Origin of the sequence: Olsenella sp. DNF00959, assembly GCF_001553055.1 — a bacterium.
Taxonomy (GTDB): Bacteria; Actinomycetota; Coriobacteriia; order Coriobacteriales; family Atopobiaceae; genus Olsenella_I; species Olsenella_I phocaeensis.
Window position 1 is genome coordinate 545,021 of record NZ_KQ960133.1, and the last position, 15,107, is coordinate 560,127.

General features: G+C 67.0%; 13 protein-coding genes. 11 read left to right on the top strand and 2 right to left on the bottom strand.

Going from position 1 to position 15,107, the window contains the following annotated elements; translation table 11 throughout:
• The first annotated feature begins 336 nt into the window (after positions 1-336).
• The 7 genes from HMPREF1868_RS09285 (at position 337) to HMPREF1868_RS09315 (ending at position 6,989) form a co-directional block, all read left to right on the top strand.
• Positions 337-582, top strand: coding sequence for a hypothetical protein (locus HMPREF1868_RS09285; RefSeq protein WP_009278623.1), 246 nt, complete (start codon positions 337-339; stop codon positions 580-582).
• Positions 583-735: 153 nt separating this feature from the next.
• Positions 736-1,122 carry a cupin domain-containing protein gene (locus tag HMPREF1868_RS09290; RefSeq protein WP_009278624.1) on the top strand — a complete coding sequence of 129 codons (387 nt, stop codon included), beginning with the start codon at positions 736-738 and terminating at the stop codon, positions 1,120-1,122.
• 181 nt (positions 1,123-1,303) lie between these two features.
• Positions 1,304-2,338: a Gfo/Idh/MocA family oxidoreductase gene (locus tag HMPREF1868_RS09295; RefSeq protein ID WP_062531779.1), complete on the top strand. Its 1,035-nt coding sequence runs from the start codon at positions 1,304-1,306 to the stop codon at positions 2,336-2,338.
• Between the two features lie 16 nt (positions 2,339-2,354).
• Positions 2,355-2,966 (top strand): Gfo/Idh/MocA family protein, encoded by a 612-nt coding sequence (locus tag HMPREF1868_RS09300; protein WP_062531780.1) that lies wholly within the window; start codon positions 2,355-2,357, stop codon positions 2,964-2,966.
• The gene (locus HMPREF1868_RS09305) at positions 2,923-3,897 is read left to right on the top strand and encodes a heme-binding protein (RefSeq protein WP_062531781.1); all 975 of its coding nucleotides are present in this window, start codon (positions 2,923-2,925) and stop codon (positions 3,895-3,897) included. Before HMPREF1868_RS09300 ends, HMPREF1868_RS09305 begins: the two co-directional genes overlap by 44 nt.
• A 322-nt stretch (positions 3,898-4,219) precedes the next feature.
• Positions 4,220-5,623 (top strand): hypothetical protein, encoded by a 1,404-nt coding sequence (locus HMPREF1868_RS09310; protein ID WP_062531782.1) that lies wholly within the window; start codon positions 4,220-4,222, stop codon positions 5,621-5,623.
• Between the two features lie 172 nt (positions 5,624-5,795).
• The gene (locus tag HMPREF1868_RS09315) at positions 5,796-6,989 is read left to right on the top strand and encodes a 5-bromo-4-chloroindolyl phosphate hydrolysis family protein (protein ID WP_062531783.1); all 1,194 of its coding nucleotides are present in this window, start codon (positions 5,796-5,798) and stop codon (positions 6,987-6,989) included.
• Positions 6,990-7,144: 155 nt separating this feature from the next.
• Here the strand turns inward: HMPREF1868_RS09315 and HMPREF1868_RS09320 are convergent, their stop codons facing one another.
• Both HMPREF1868_RS09320 and HMPREF1868_RS09325 read right to left on the bottom strand, forming a co-directional pair.
• Positions 7,145-8,293 carry a toxic anion resistance protein gene (locus tag HMPREF1868_RS09320; protein ID WP_062531784.1) on the bottom strand — a complete coding sequence of 383 codons (1,149 nt, stop codon included), beginning with the start codon at positions 8,291-8,293 and terminating at the stop codon, positions 7,145-7,147.
• 74 nt (positions 8,294-8,367) lie between these two features.
• The gene (locus tag HMPREF1868_RS09325; protein WP_062531785.1) at positions 8,368-9,366 is read right to left on the bottom strand and encodes a LacI family DNA-binding transcriptional regulator; all 999 of its coding nucleotides are present in this window, start codon (positions 9,364-9,366) and stop codon (positions 8,368-8,370) included.
• Between the two features lie 406 nt (positions 9,367-9,772).
• On the opposite strand from HMPREF1868_RS09325, the gene HMPREF1868_RS09330 reads away from it, so the two are divergent.
• The 4 genes from HMPREF1868_RS09330 (at position 9,773) to nudC (ending at position 15,033) form a co-directional block, all read left to right on the top strand.
• Positions 9,773-11,290: a flotillin family protein gene (locus tag HMPREF1868_RS09330; RefSeq protein WP_062531786.1), complete on the top strand. Its 1,518-nt coding sequence runs from the start codon at positions 9,773-9,775 to the stop codon at positions 11,288-11,290.
• Between the two features lie 354 nt (positions 11,291-11,644).
• On the top strand, positions 11,645-12,163 hold the full coding sequence (locus HMPREF1868_RS09335) for a PTS sugar transporter subunit IIA (protein WP_009278633.1): 519 nt from the start codon (positions 11,645-11,647) through the stop codon (positions 12,161-12,163).
• 223 nt (positions 12,164-12,386) lie between these two features.
• A complete protein-coding gene (xylB, locus tag HMPREF1868_RS09340) occupies positions 12,387-13,865 on the top strand; it encodes a xylulokinase (protein WP_062531787.1) in 1,479 nt (492 codons plus the stop codon).
• Between the two features lie 304 nt (positions 13,866-14,169).
• Entirely contained in the window at positions 14,170-15,033 is an 864-nt protein-coding gene (gene nudC, locus HMPREF1868_RS09345) for an NAD(+) diphosphatase (protein WP_062531788.1), read from the top strand.
• The last annotated feature ends 74 nt before the right edge of the window (positions 15,034-15,107 follow it).

Consider the following 15,107-nt stretch of genomic DNA (forward strand, 5'->3'; position numbering starts at 1 on the left):
AGCTTCAGGCTGAGGGCGGCCCCTCGCCGTATGCGCACGCCCCCCGGCGCGTCGTGCCCGCCGCGCGCCAGGACCCGCCGGCGGCGCGGCGAATGCGCGCCCCTCTCGCCTGGTTAGTGCGCACGAACTTGGTAATACGCCGCGAGAGGCGCGATGGGGTGAGTCGCGTCCCGCCTGGACATTATGTCCGCCCATCGGACGGTTGCCCCAGCCCATTGCGGACCTGCCGTCCAGCAATGCGAACCGTTTCGGATCGCCTCTTGCTGCTGGCTATCTTCTAGCTGGAGGGAAGACACGGAAGGCCGAGGTGCCGGAAGCAAGTACACTCGCTGCCTGGTGGGCGTCTCCATCGCTAACGCGGTCGCGGGCCTGTTCATCGGCATAACGCACGTGTACTTCTACAACATGGGCGCCACCTCGATCCTGAGCCTGCTCAACTTCATCGCCCCGGACAAGCCCATGAACGTCGTCTTCGCGGCCATCGCGGGCGGCATCGGCTTCGCGCTCTCGCTCGGCATCAACTACTTCTTCGGCGTGACCAAGGAGCAGGCCGAGGCCGGAGTCGAGAAGGCTACGGCGTAGCGTCCGAACAAGCTCAACTTCCTGGCCCACCGACAGCTTCCTGCCGGTGGGCCTCTGGCTTGTCGGTGACAAGGCGACTGGTTGCCCTGAGCGGCCGTCAATCGGCGTGAGACGACGGATCTTGTCCGCGCCTCCGCCAAGAGAGGGGAACGAATGGGCAAGAGTCAGAACGGCGTCACGGTGTTTCTCCCCCAAGACCTGAACCCGGCAGAACACGTCTTCGTGAGTCCGCGCTCGGGTGCCAAGCACCAGGCCATCACCCTGCACGACGATCCCAAGACCGGTATGAACGTGCAGCTCACGCGCTACGAGAAGGGCATGCCGCTCTCGGTTCACACCCACGAAAGCGGCAAGGGCATGTACGTGCTGCGCGGCACGCTCCACACCGATCAGGGCGACCTGCCCGCCGGCAGTTTCGTCTGGTGGGACGCGGGCACTCCGATGTTCCACGGCGCGACGGCCGCCGAGGACGTCGACGTGCTCTTCATCATGGACGGTCCCTTCGACATCTCCTACACCGGTGACGTCGAGAGGGTGTAGCAGGCCTTCGGATGCGATCGCCTCTTGGAAAAAAGGTGCGGCAAGCTTGCTGCAGGGGCGGGAGGCCGTGAACCTCTGTTCCCACTTCGCGGGTAGGGACCGTCGTCGCCGGACCGCACCCTACAATGGCAACAACAAGCAGGAGAATCGTACGTAGCACGTCACCCAGGGAGGACTCACCATGCAGGACGGCAAGGTCATCGTCGGCTACATCGGCAACGGCAAGAGCGCCAATCGCTACCATGCCCCGTACGTCCTCGACCGGAGCGACAAGTTCCGCATCAAGACGATGCAGGCCCGCCATGTCGACCACTCCGCCTGGGCGGCCATCCCCGGCGTCGAGTACGTCACGGACACGGAGGCGATCCTGGGCGACCCCCAGATCGACGTCGTGGAGATCACCACCCCCTCGGCGCTGCACTACTCCATGGCCAAGCGCGCGCTCGAGGCGGGCAAGCATGTGACGGTGGACAAGCCCTTCTCGGCCACCTACGAGGAGGCCGCCGAGCTCTTCGACCTGGCAGCCAAGAACGGCGTCACGGTCCAGTGCTACCAGAACCGCCGCTTCGACTCCGACTACCTCACGGCCAGGAAGGTCGTGGAGTCAGGCAAGCTGGGCAAGGTCTTCGAAGTCGTCACCAGCTACGACTACTGGCGCCCGACCATGATGGACGGCATGGCCAACGACCCCGTCAACAACGCCCCCTACGGACATGCGAGCCACTGCCTCGACCAGATCATCTCTTGGTTCGGGATGCCCGACCGCGTCCACTCCGACCTGCGGCAGCTCCAGGGCGCGGGCATGGTCTGCGACTACTTCGACTACGACCTGTACTACGACGAGCTGGGCGTCAAGGCCACCGCTCACGCGAACTACCGCATGGCCATCCAGCGTCCGAGCTTCGAGATCTACGGTGACAAGGGGGCGTACGTCAAGTTCGAGAAGGACCAGCAGGAGCGGGACCTCAAGCACTTCTACCTGCCCGCGGGTCATCCCGACTTCGGCCTGGACGCGCCCGAGCAGTGGGGGACCCTGCGCTACCAGGACGAGGACGGGCTGCACGAGGAGCGCGTGCCCTCCGAGCGAAGCTCCTACTCGCAGTGGTACGACGCGCTCTTCCATACCGTCGCCAACGGCGCGCCCCAGCTCGTGACCCCCGAGGAGACCCTGGCGCAGATGCGCATCCTCGAGGACGGCATGGGCCAGCTGGCGTAGGAGGGGGCAGACGGGCATGGCAGAAGAGGGAGTCGTTCGCTGGGGCATCCTGGGTGCCGGCAACATCGCGCGTCGCTTCGCGAGCAGCCTGAGCAACGTGGAGGCCGCCGAGCTGGTGGCGCTGAGCTGTCGCTCAGCGGACAAGGCGCAGGACTTTGCCAAAGAGCACGGCATCGCGCCCTCCGGTGCCCTGTCCGACGAGTCGCTGGGCAGGCCGGGCGCCGCCCACGAGGCCTTGCTTGCCGACCCCAGCGTGGACGCGGTCTACCTCTCGCTCCCGCACGCCCTGCACCACGACTGGGCCATCCGGGCGCTTCGTGCCGGCAAGGCCGTGCTCTGCGAGAAGCCCGCCTGCCTGGGCGTCGAGGAGGCGGCCGACGTGGCGCGGGTGGCACGCGAGTGTGGCTCGCTCTTCATGGAGGGCATGAAGGCGCGCTTCACCCCCTGTTATCGGACGGTGCGCGAGCTGGTGGACAAAGGCGAGATAGGCGATGTGGTTCGTGTCGAGACCATCCTCTGCAACGACATGCGCGAGCTCGTCCGATCTGGCAAGACGTACCACAGCAATCCCGTGGGGGGGAGGGGTGCTCCTCGACTGCGGCATCTATTGCGCGAGTTGGCTCGATGACTTCCTGCCGGCGGGAGAGGCGCAGGTGACTGCCTTCGCGGGCGTCGCCAATGACCAGGGCATCGACATGTACGCGAGCGCCACGCTCGAGGTCGCAGGGCTGAGCGCCACGCTCGAGTGCGCCTTCGACCGTGCGAAGCCTCGCCAGGCCGTGCTGGTGGGCACGAGAGGGCGTGTCGTGATCGAGGAGTTGCATCGCTGCCAGCGTGCGACGGTGTACGCGGACGGATGCGAGCCGCGCGTGATAGACGCCCCCTACGAGGTGGACGACTTCTACGGAGAGGCGCTGCACTTCACGAAGCTCGTAGCCGCCGGAGCAGAAGAGAGCGACGTGATGCCGCTCCAGGCTACGGTGCGTTGCGTGCGCATCGTCGACGCCGTCAAGGCTCGCTTCTCGCTTGGTCGGGACGCCTTGCGCGCCCTCGAGGTTCAGGAAGGGGCGCTGCGCTGGCACGGCGAGTTCACCAGTTCCGACGCACTCGAGCTGGGCAACGCCGTTGCGCGCCTGTCACGGGAGTACGACCGCGGCGTCACCGTGCGCGTCGTGCGCGAGCCGGACGGCCTGGCGATGTTCGAGTGGGCCGCGGACGACAAGGCGCCACGCAACCAGGAGTTCGCCCAGGGCAAGCGTCGGGCGTCTCTCGCTTGCGGCCACTCCTCGCTATGGGCTGACGTGGCACACGAGGTGGACGGCAGCTTCCAGGACCTCGTCGACCGCAGCACACCCGACAAGTTTGGCACGCCCGAGTTCGCCTGTCCGGTGGACGGGGCCTTCCCCATCCGAGACGAGCGCGGCGCTCTGCTGGCCACGCTCTGCGTGAGCGGCCTCCACGAGGGCCTCGACCACGAGCTTGCCGTGCGCGCCCTCGCGGAGGCGGAGGGGAAGGAATGCGGGTGGGACGTCCCCGTCTACGCCTGGCTGGCGAGGTAGCGGGTGATCGTAGGGCTGCGAAGCCGGACCCCCACGGCACGCCCAAGCCCCACGGCACGCACGCTACGCACAAGTCGGGGCCGTGGCTGCCTGCTAGCGCGACGTCCAATCTTGCAAACGCGGACACTTTTCTTGCCCTCCGGCGGCAATTCTGTCCACAACCACAAGATTGGGCCGGTGGAGAGGAGTGGGGCCAGCAAGCGCAGAGAAGCAAGCGGCACGTCTCGCCCGCGAAGGCTGGTGTCGTGACTTGTCCGTATACTGGAAAACGTCTGGTTCCGGGCGAGAGTATCGCCCCCGGTCGCGTGGAGGGCGTACTCTCATGGAGAACAAGGCTTTGCGGGAGCTGGAGGCAAGGATGGCGCGCCAGGGCTCACGCGCCGACGGCATGCGGTTCGCCCATGGCATGTTTGACCTCCTCGCCCTGGTGGACTTCGCCAGCCTCGCGTCCTCCGTCGACGAGCTGCGCCAGGAGGTGCCGGGACGTGACGAGGCCCCCGTCGTCCTCGGCTCGCGCCAAGGCGATGCGCCCACGGCCCCGCAGCCGAGCCCCTCTCCCCAGAACGTGGAGGACGTCACCGCGGAACCGGCGCCTGCCGAGGCGCCGGAGGAGGTCGCCGCCGAGACTGTGGAGGCGGAACCTGAGCCGGCTGCCCCTGCCGACGACCATTGCGCCGCCATCGCCTCTGCCTCTGCCGATATCACCGACGCAGCTACTGGCACTCCCGCCGAAGCGGCACCGGCGTCGGAGCCGCAGAGGGCGTCGCCCTACGTCCTGCTTGTCGAGGAAGACGCTGCCTGGCGGCCCGGGGAGCTTCCCCGCGTCGCGTTCTTCGGCTACATGGGATTGCTCCTCCTCGTGCTGGGCTTCCCCGTGCTCCGCGCCTCCGTACCCGCCTCCGTCCTCCTCTTTGGCATGGGCGCGGCGGGCCTCGCCTTCGCCACGAAGCGCCTCCTCGACTCCCGCCGTCGCAGGCGCCTCGCCGACATGCTCGCCATGATCTCGCGCTTCGCCGCCGATCGGGAGGTCGTGCCCCTGGCGGAGCTCGCCGAGCGCACGGGAATTGGGCAGGACGATCTTGCCGGCCTCTGCGAGGAGGCCATCCGCCAGGGCTCCCTTCCCCAGGGGCGCGTGAAGACGCTTCCCAACGCCGCGCAGGCGCTCTACCTGAGCGGCGAGGCATACGAGAGGGCCCTCTCCGCCGTTCTCGCTTCCGCTTCCGAGCCGCGGGGCACCGGCCTCGGGGAGGACGTTGCCACGACGACGGCCGATGTCCCTCTCGCCCGCGAGCAGCGCGAGGTGGTCGACGCCTTCAGGGACTTCGGCCAGGTCCTTGCGGGTCGGGCCAGCCAGGCGGCGGACGAGTCGGCGCGCGGCTCCATGGAGGGCATCGCGCGCAGGGCGGGCCTCATCGCGAGCTACGTGGAGGCCCATCCGGAGCTTGCTGGCCAGCTTGGGCGTGCGGTCGGCTACTACCTGCCCCAGACGGCGAAGCTCGTTGCCTCCTACCTCGAGCTCGAGCGCAGCGGCGCCGAGGGCGAACGCGCTCGGGAGGTGACGGGCGAGCTCAGGGAGGCCCTCCGCATGGTCGACGACGGCTTCGCGCGGCTCCAGGAGGAGCTCATCGAGGACCAGAGCATCGACCTCGCGGGAGACATCCAGGTCATGAGGACCATGCTCGCCCAGGACGGGCTCACCAAGGATGCGGACGAGCTCAGGCCATAGGCCAGGGACCTGCATTTTGCGGGCGTCGCTTGCGGTAGGCGCAGGGCCGTCCTGCATGGCGTGGCAGTGACGACTTGCCGACATTTCGAGCACACGGGATTCACGGCCATCGTGTACCTTCATAGGGTGGTTTCTCGCATGTGACTTCAGCCAAACCCAGAGGATGGCCGCCATGGACAACGACGCACAGGACGAGAGGGGCCCCAAGGACCCCCGGACCTCGGCGGACGACTTCGTCCGCCAGGGCACCGACGTCGCCCGTCAGGTGGGTGACGTCCTCAACAGAGAGATTCCCGCAGCCGCCGAGAAGGCGGGCGAGCTGATGTCGAAGGTCGACTTCGATGGCATCGCCAGCTCCATCGAGCGCGCTGCCGCGGCCGTCGCCGCGCAGCTGGGCATGGCGGAGGTGGATTCTTCTCCCTACGTCGTGTGTCGGCATGGCGACGAGAAGGTCCGCGCCAAGGACCTGATCGGCGGGATCATCCTGGGCTACCTGGCCATCATGATGATCGTCCCGACCATCATGATGGCCTTCGACGGCCTCGTCTCGTTCCTCGTTGGTCTGGCGGTTCTCGTCGGTCTGGGCACGGGGGCGGTCAAGTCCTTCGCGAAGGGCGCCCGGCGCAGGAAGATCGCACGTCTCTGCCTTGCGCTCTCGAAGGCCGTGGGAGACGAGACGAGCATGCGCCTGAGGGATCTGGGCGGTAGGGTCGAGCTCACCGTGAAGGAGCTGCAGCCCCTGCTTCAGGAGGCCATCTCCCGGGGACTCATCCCGCAGGGGCACATCGCCTCGCTGGGAGACGGGACGACCCTCTACCTCACCGACGGCTCCTACAAGAGGGCTCGCAAGGAGTGGAACCGCCGCAAGGAGAGCCAGAAAGGGTCCCAGGGTGAGAAGGCCAAGTCCGTGGACGACGGGCTGACTCCCGAGATTCGAGAGCTCCTGGGGGTGTTCTCCGACTTCGGTCGCATGGTCGAGGAGTCCCGCGCGCGCATCGTGGACGAGGGCCTCAGGTCCTCGCTCGAGTCCATCGTCGTGCGCACGCAGCAGCTCTCGTCGTACCTGAGGTCGCATCCCGAGTGCGCGTCACAGCTCAGGCGGGTCGCCAACTACTACCTGCCGCAGACCTCGAAGCTCGCCGCGTCCTACGCCGAGCTCGAGCAGAGCGGCTCTGGCGGTGCCGGGGTCGAGTCCGTGCGCGCGGAGTTGGCCCAGACCCTGCAGATGGTGGACGAGGGGCTCTCCCGGACCCTGGACAACCTCCTGCAGGAGCAGAGCATGGACCTCACGGGCGACCTCAAGGTCATGAGGACCATGCTCGAGCAGGATGGGCTCACCTCCACGGGGGACGAGCTGCGTCCCTGACGGCGGCCGACCCGCCCGACGGCGTCACCAGGCGTGCCTGAGACAGGCGAGAGGGGCAGCGCCACGAGCGATCGTGGCGCCGCCCCTCATGACTGCACTTGCGGGCTCGCATGCGGGGACTCTCGCCTGCGTCCTCGCCCCTTGACTGGGCGAGCCTAGCGCTGCGAGGCCTCCAGGAGCTTCGTCTTGAGCTCGCCCTCGATCTTCGTGAGCTCCTCCTCGGCAAGCTGGCGCTTCTCGCGCCCTTCGGCCTGGACGCGCGCGACCTCATCCAGGGTGGAGATGAGCTGCTCGTTGGTGTGGCGCAGGGTCTCGAGGTCCACCACGCCGCGCTCGGCCTCCTTGGCGGCCTCGACGGTGGCCACCTTGAGCTGGTCGGCGTTCTTCCTCAGGAGGTCGTTGGTCATCTGTGATACCTCGCGCTGGGCGCGGGCGGCCTGGTTGGCGTGCTCGATGCCCAGGGCGATGACCATCTGGTTCTTCCACAGGGGGATGGTGTTGACCACCGTGGACTGGATCTTCTCGGCCATGACGGCGTCCGAGGCCTGGACCATGCGAATCTGCGGCGCGGTCTGGAGCGCAACCTGGCGGGTGAGCTCGAGGTCGTAGATACGCTTCTCGAAGCGGTCGCACTTCTGCGAAAGGTCGCGGGCGGCCTGGGCGTCCTCGGCGAGCCCCGTCCTCGCCGCCTTGGCCTGCAGCTCGGCGAGCTCGCCCGTGCGCACCCCCTCGAGCTTCTGCTTGCCGGCCGCCACGTACATGGTCAGCTCCTTGAAGTACGACTCGTTGAGAGCGTAGAGCTGGTCCAGCATCGAGATGTCCTTGAGCAGGGTGACCTGATGGCCCTCGAGTGCGTCAGAGATTGAGCGCACGTTCTTCTCCACGTCGCTGTAGCGCGCCTTCAGGGCCTCGAGGCTGTTCTTGGCCTTGTGGAAGAGGCCCAGGAGGCCCCCCTCCTTCTGGTCGGGGTCGAAGTTCTTGAGGGTCACCACCAGCGAGTTGATCTGGTCGCCCACCTCGCCCAGGTCATGGCCGCGCACGCCGGCGAGGGCGCGCTCCGAGAACTCCGAGACCTTGCGCTGCGACCCCACGCCGTAGGCGAGGACGCCGGCGGTGTCGGTGATGTCGATCTTCTGGACGAAGGCCGAGACCTTCTCCAGCTCCTGGGGGGTGAGGGAGGCGGTTACGGGATCGGACGCGGTCGCGCCGTCGAGGTCCAGCTCGGGCGCCGCGGGCGCGGCGTCGCCAAACTCGAGCTCGGGCTCGGGAGCGTAGGTCTGGAAGTCCGTGTTCTCTGCTGCCATGGCTCCTCCTCCCGCGGACGGCGTCCGCGCAGTCGTGTGCATGAGTCGATTCTAGCCCAGGGGGAGCCCAAACCCTACAGCTGTGCCACGCTGTCCCGCTCTACGAAGGTGGTGGAGACGTGGGTGGTGCAGGTGAAGTCCCTCGGGGCCTTGACCTTCGCAATCAGCTTCTGGACCGCCATGGCGCCGATGTCGTGTTTGGGAACGTGCAGGGTGGTGAGGGCGGGGAGCATCACGGTGGCGACGGGCAGGTCGTCGAAGCCGACGAACGAGACCTCCTCCGGCACCTTGACGCCGCGTTCGAGGAGGGCGCGCATCATGCCGCAGGCCATCACGTCGTTCTCGGCGAAGAAGGCGGTGGGGAGCTCCGGGTCGCCCTCGAGCCACTCCTTGGCGGCGGCGTAGGCGGTGGAGAGGCTCGTGCCCACGGTCACGCAGTAGTCGTCGTTCCAGCTGAGGCCCGCCTCCTCCAGGGCACGGCGGCAGCCCCGCTCGCGCAGGGGGAAGTTGCGGATGACGGGGTTGCCCCTGACGTAGCCGATGCGCGTGTGGCCCTTGCCGATGAGGTAGTGGACGGCTCGGTAGGCGGAGCTCTCGTTGGAGATGACGATGGACTCGATGAAGCTGTGGTAGCACCAGCCGTCCACGATGACCAGGGGGGCGGCGGAGCCGTAGAAGGGCTCGTAGTCCTCCTCCATCATCTCGGTGCCCAGGAGGACGATGCCGCTGGTGGTGTCCTGGCAGAGCTCGCGCAGCTGGGAATGGGCTCCGGGGTCGGCGAGGTCGATGGTGACGTAGCTCGTGGTGAGGCCGTGGAGCTTCGCCTCGCGCTCGACGCCGTCCACCACCGCGGGGTGGAAGTCCGACTCGTCGAGGACCTTGCCGCTCTTGCGCACGACGACGAACTGGATGCGGTCGAGGCGGCTGGGGCGCTGGTAGCCCAGCTCCTGCGCGACCCTGAGGATGGCCTCGGCGGTCTCCTTGCTCACGCCGCGCTTGTGGTTGAGCGCGTTGGAAACCGTGGCGGGGGAGAAGCCGGTCTTGCGGCTGATGTCTCGTACCCCTACCTTCATCTGACCATCCCCAAAAAGTTTAGCTTCTATGTTTTGTACTAACTTACCGCAACGAAGCAGGCATTTCTCGACATTATTGGGTGATTTCAAGAAAGAAGTCGTTAATTTTCGGGGAGAGGTTCCTATTGTGTTTGGATGGTGTTTTGCTACGGCTCGTGATATCGATGGCCGCTCGCGCCGGGTTGCGCGACCCTTCCCCATTTTGGCCCAGAGTGGACGATTGAAACTGTAAACGACCAGGTCAGACGGGTCGTGGCATCTGTGGCGCAGATGTGGTTCCGGATGGTCCGGCCTTCCGGCCGGGACGTTGCCCCTCTCCAATCAGATAACATCTCCTCTGTTCGTGGCCGGCCAGGACCGCCACCCGCGTCGGGCTGGCGTTGCCTCCAGAAAGGGAGCGTGCGTCATGGAGCTCATAAGGTTCGTCCTCATCGGCATCGTCGTGATCGCGGTGCTCGTCATCATCGCCTCCGGGTACGTGAAGGCGCCGCCCGACCAGGCCTACATCATCTCGGGCGGCGGGAAGAAGCCCCGCTACCTCATCGGGAAGTCCGGCGTCAGGATCCCCTTCCTGCAGCGCGTCGACCGCCTCTCTCTGCGCATGCTCTCCGTCGACGTCAAGACCACGAAGACCATCCCCACCCTCGACTACATCAACATCATGGTTGACTCGGTCGCCGTGGTTAAGATCTCGAACACCGAGGACGGCCTGGCTAAGGCGGCGGAGAACTTCCTCAACCGCGACTCCGACTACATCAACGACATGGTGGTCAACGTGCTGGAGGGCAACCTCCGCGAGATCATCGGCGGCATGCGCCTGACCGAGATCATGAACGACCGCAAGACCTTCGCCGCGAAGGTGCAGGAGAACGCGATGACCGACATGCAGCGCATGGGCCTGGACATCGTGTCGTTCAACATCCAGAACATCGACGACGACGGCATCGGCGTGATCGAGAACCTGGGCATCGCCAACACCGTGGCCATCCAGAAGAACGCCCAGATCTCGAAGGCGAACGCCGAGAAGGAGATCGCGGTCGCCCGTGCCGAGGCCAACAAGATCGCCAACGACGCCCGCATCACGTCCGAGACGGCCATCGCCGAGCAGAACAACGCCCTGTCCCTGCGCCAGGCCTCGCTCAAGACCGAGGCGGACACCGCGGCCGCGAAGGCGGACGCCGCCAAGGGCATCGAGGCGCAGCGCCAGCAGAAGGCCATCAACACCGAGCAGGTCAACGCCGAGATCGCCAAGGCCGACCGCGAGGCCGAGCTGAAGCAGAAGGAGGTCGCCGTCAAGGAGCAGGAGCTCGACGCCTCCATCCGCAAGCAGGCGGACGCCGACCGCTACGCCGCCGAGCAGCGCGCGCAGGCGGACCTCGTGACCAGGCAGAAGGCCGCCGAGGCAGAGCTCTACTCCGCGCAGAAGGCCGCCGAGGCGATTCGCGCCAAGGGCGAGGCCGAGGCCCAGGCGGCCCGCGCCAAGGGCATCGCCGAGGCAGAGGCCATGGACAAGAAGGCGGAGGCCCTGCGCAAGTACGGCCAGGCCGCCCTTGCCCAGCAGATCATCGGCGTGCTGCCGGACATCATCGCCGCGGCCTCCAAGCCCATCGAGGGCATCGACGCCATCAACATCTACTCGACCGTCGGCGGCGAAGGGGAGGGCTCCCCGGCCGCGGGCGTGACGTCCATGGCGCCGCAGTCCATCAAGGCCGCCTTCGACATGGTGAAGAGCGTGACGGGCGTCGACCTGGCCGACGTCATGCGCGCCGACACCTACGACGCGAAGGTGAACCGCAAGGTGAGCATCGACGCAGGCGGACTGGGCGAGGTCGCGGATGCCGCGCGGAAGGTCGCGGACGCAGTCGGCGCCGCTGCCACGTCTGGGGCTGACGGAGCAGGTCAGGAGGGCGCTGCGACTGAGTAAGCGCGTCCGGGCGACATGTTAGGTGAGCGAGGAGGCCCGGGGCTGGCGCCCCGGGCCTCCTGCTGTCACGTGTGGATGCCGACTGATGCGTGCGGGCCGGCCAAAAACTGCGCACGGTAGCCTCGAATTATGGAGACGAGCGGCGTTTGCCCAGGTCGCTTCTCTCGATTCCAAATTCCGTGCGCAGTTTTTTGGTGGCAAGACCGTCTGCCCACAAGAGGTCGAATGGGCGGCGTTATTCACTTTGGCTTACGCCGGGAGGGGACTTAGTGGGATAATCCATATAGCGATCGGGCCAGAGGCCATACCATCGGGGTCGCGACGAGGGGGGACCCTCGGGTCAGGAGGTATTCAATGGGTCTGTTCGACATGTTCAAGAAGCCTTCGAAGCCGGCCGCCCTGGGCGTCAGCGCCCCTGCGGGCACCCTGCTGGCTCCCGTCACCGGCAAGGCCGTCTCCCTCTCCGAGGTGAGCGACCCCGTGTTCAGCAGCGGTGCCATGGGCAAGGGTTGCGGGGTCCTCCCCGAAGGCGACACGGTCTACGCGCCTGCGGCAGGGACCCTGAGCGCCATTGGCGCACCCAACTTCCATGCCCTGGGCATGGTGTGCGACGACGGCGCCGAGGTGCTCATCCACATCGGCGTCGACACGGTCGAGATGAAGGGCGAGGGCTTCACCGTCTTCGGCAGCAAGGGCGCGCACGTGAGCGCCGGCGAGCCCCTCATCAAGTTCTCGAGCGAGAAGATCAAGGCGGCCGGGCACGACGACGTGGTCATCATGGCGATCACCAACTCCGACGACCTCTCGTCCGTCGAGCTCACCGCTCCTGGCGCCATTGAGGCAGGCAAGCCCGTCGTGAGCTACGCACAGTAGTCTGGACCTCTTCCCAGCTGCGATTCCGGCCGCCCTGCGGCCATGTGGGACCGCCTGTCTCCGGCGTGGGATGGGCGGTCTTCCATTGTCCGGGGCTCGTCGGTGCCGCACGCGGTGTGGCACAAGAAGCATCCGCGGCTCCGACAGGCATAGAATGGGGGACGGCGTGGCGAGGCCACGGCCCCACCGCTCATCTGCCGCAGCTGCCTTAAGGGGGCGTCCCATGTACTTCATCGGACTGGACATCGGCACCTCGGCGACGAAGCTCCTGCTCATGGACGAGGACGGCGAGGTCCTCAACATCAGGAGCCGCAGCTATCCCATCAGCTTCCCCGAGCCGGGCTGGAGCGAGCAGGACCCGATCCTGTGGTGGGACGCCGTCCGCCAGGGCATCCCCGAGCTGCTTCGGGGCTTTGACGCCAACCAGGTGGCCGGCATCGGCGCCTGCGGCCAGATGCACGGCCTCGTCGTGCTGGACAAGGACGACGAGGTGATCCGCCCGGCCATTCTCTGGAACGACAGCCGCACCCGCTACCAGGTCGACTACCTCAACCGCGAGGTGGGCCGCAGGACCATCGCCTCCTACACCGGCAACGTGGCTTACGCGGGCTTCACCGCGCCCAAGCTCCTGTGGATGCGCGAGGAGGAGCCCGTCAACTTCTCCCGCATCCGCAAGGTCATGCTTCCAAAGGACTACGTCAACTTCCGCCTCACGGGCGTGCACGCGACGGACTTCTCCGATGCCTCGGGCACCCTCCTGCTCGATGTGCGCAACCGCTGCTGGAGCCGTCAGATGCTCTCTATCTGCGGCCTGCGCGAGCAGCAGCTCCCTCAGCTGCACCAGAGCTGGGAGCCCCTGGGGACCCTCCTTCCCGGGGTGGCGCGCGAGCTGGGGTTGCCCGAGGAGACGCTGGTCTGCGCCGGCGCGGGAGACAATGCCTCCGCCGCCGTCGGCACGGGCGCCGTGGGCCCGGGCCGCTGCAACATCGTGATGGGGACCGCCGGGACCATCCTCATGACCACCGACGGCTGCGTGGTGGACGAGCATAACGCCCTGCACTCCTTCTGCTCGGCCGACGGTGGCTGGAACCTCATGGGCTGCATCCTCACCGCCGCCGGCTGCAACAAGTGGTGGATGGACGACATCCTGGGTGCCGATTCCTACGACGCGGAGCAGGCGCTGGTCGCCGGCGGCAAGCTGGGCCAGAACGACGTCTACTTCCTGCCCTACCTCATGGGCGAGAGGACCCCCCACAACGACCCGCGTGCGCGCGGCGCCTTCGTGGGCCTGCGCATGGACACCACCCGCGCCGACATGACCCAGGCCGTGTTGGAGGGCGTCGCTTTCGCCCTGCGCGACTGCCTGCAAATAGCCCGTGCGGAGGAGGTCGAGGTCATGGCCTCGACCATCTGCGGCGGCGGCGCCACGAGCCCGCTCTGGAGGGCCATTTGTGCCGACGTCCTGGGAATCCCCCTGCAGATTCCCCAGACGCCCCAGGCCCCGGCCTTCGGCGCGGCCATGCTCGCGAGCGTCTGCTGCGGGGCCTTTCCCGACGTGGCTGAGTGCGCGCACCGCCTCGCGCGGGTGGAGGAGCAGATGGTCTTTCCCAACAAGGAGATCATCGCGCTCTATCGGGGGCACTACAGCACCTGGCACAGCATGTATCCCGCGCTGAAGGACATCTACCGGCAGATGCTGTAGGGCCACGGCGCGGGAGCGGTCTGCCTGCGGTAGCGCGGACTGCTTGGTGGCGCGGTCTGCTCGCGTTTCATTGGGAGAGAAACGCGAGCAAACTGCGCCGTTTCTGCTTTATGGGGCGTGAGACGCCGTTTTGCTTGTGTTTGGACCGTTGAGAAACACGAGCAAGCCGCAGCCCACAAGCAAACCGCAGCCATCTCTCCCCAGATGCCCCAAGACGTCGATTTGCTTGTGCTTTCCCACACCTGCCCCCCGTGGTCGCGGGCAGACGTATCATGTTTCCCCGACGGCCAACGGGGGAGGACCTGTGATTCAGGACATCGGCAGCTACGCCTTCGACAACGCCTATCGACCGCTCGAGGCGCGGCCCGAGGACTACGTGCTGGCCTACGGTCGCGGCCAGGCGGTCGTGCGCCTGGATGGCGGCACGGGCGAGCTCGAGCTCCCGCGCCTGCGCGACTGGGGTTTCTCCGCCCCCGACCTCGCCCCACGCTACCTCTTCTCGATCGACGACCGTCGCTTCTTCATGGCCGAGCGCGACCCGCGCCCCCGTGGCAGCGAGGAGCTGCCCGAGGGCTTCCGCCTCGAGCCCGTGAACCAGTTCCGCTTCCTTCGGCCCCGTTGTCTGGCCTTCGCCGGCATAACTGGCTACCAGCTGCGCAACTGGTACCATTCCAACCGCTACTGTGGGCACTGCGGCAGCGAGCTGGGCCACGTCGCCACCAGCCGGGAGCTCGCCTGTCCCGCCTGCGGCAACGTTCTCTACCCCAAGATCTGCCCCGCCGTGATCGTGGGCATCACCAACGGCGACGAGCTGGTCATGACCAAGTACGCCGGCCGCGCCTACAACCACTACGCGCTGGTGGCCGGCTTCGTCGAGGTGGGCGAGACTCTGGAGCAGTGCGTTGCGCGTGAGGTCAGGGAGGAGGTGGGTCTCAGGGTCAAGAACGTCCGCTACTACAAGAGCCAGCCATGGTCCTTCACCGACACCCTCCTCGCCGGTTTCTTCTGCGACGTCGACGGAGACCCCACCATCCACGTCGACCACGACGAGCTCCAGCTGGGTGGCTGGGTCCGCCGCGCCGACGTCCCCCTCGATCCCGCCGACGACTCGAGCCTCACCAACGAGATGATCGCGCTCTTCGCCAGGGGAGGGGAGCCGCGCGCCTAGGCCGCCCGTCCCTCTCGCCCGTCCGGGCTCCCTCTCGTGCGATGATGCAGGGGTGCGCACGCTTCGTTCTTGGC

Bases quoted from the DNA above. Each gene is read 5' to 3' on its own strand.
- HMPREF1868_RS09310 (WP_062531782.1), top strand. From the start codon at position 4,220: ATGGAGAACAAGGCTTTGCGGGAGCTGGAGGCAAGGATGGCGCGCCAG.
- HMPREF1868_RS09335 (WP_009278633.1), top strand. From the start codon at position 11,645: ATGGGTCTGTTCGACATGTTCAAGAAGCCTTCGAAGCCGGCCGCCCTG.
- HMPREF1868_RS09320 (WP_062531784.1), bottom strand. From the start codon at position 8,293: ATGGCAGCAGAGAACACGGACTTCCAGACCTACGCTCCCGAGCCCGAG.
- HMPREF1868_RS09325 (WP_062531785.1), bottom strand. From the start codon at position 9,366: ATGAAGGTAGGGGTACGAGACATCAGCCGCAAGACCGGCTTCTCCCCC.
- xylB (WP_062531787.1), top strand. From the start codon at position 12,387: ATGTACTTCATCGGACTGGACATCGGCACCTCGGCGACGAAGCTCCTG.
- HMPREF1868_RS09295 (WP_062531779.1), top strand. From the start codon at position 1,304: ATGCAGGACGGCAAGGTCATCGTCGGCTACATCGGCAACGGCAAGAGC.
- HMPREF1868_RS09315 (WP_062531783.1), top strand. From the start codon at position 5,796: ATGGACAACGACGCACAGGACGAGAGGGGCCCCAAGGACCCCCGGACC.
- HMPREF1868_RS09330 (WP_062531786.1), top strand. From the start codon at position 9,773: ATGGAGCTCATAAGGTTCGTCCTCATCGGCATCGTCGTGATCGCGGTG.
- HMPREF1868_RS09300 (WP_062531780.1), top strand. From the start codon at position 2,355: ATGGCAGAAGAGGGAGTCGTTCGCTGGGGCATCCTGGGTGCCGGCAAC.
- HMPREF1868_RS09290 (WP_009278624.1), top strand. From the start codon at position 736: ATGGGCAAGAGTCAGAACGGCGTCACGGTGTTTCTCCCCCAAGACCTG.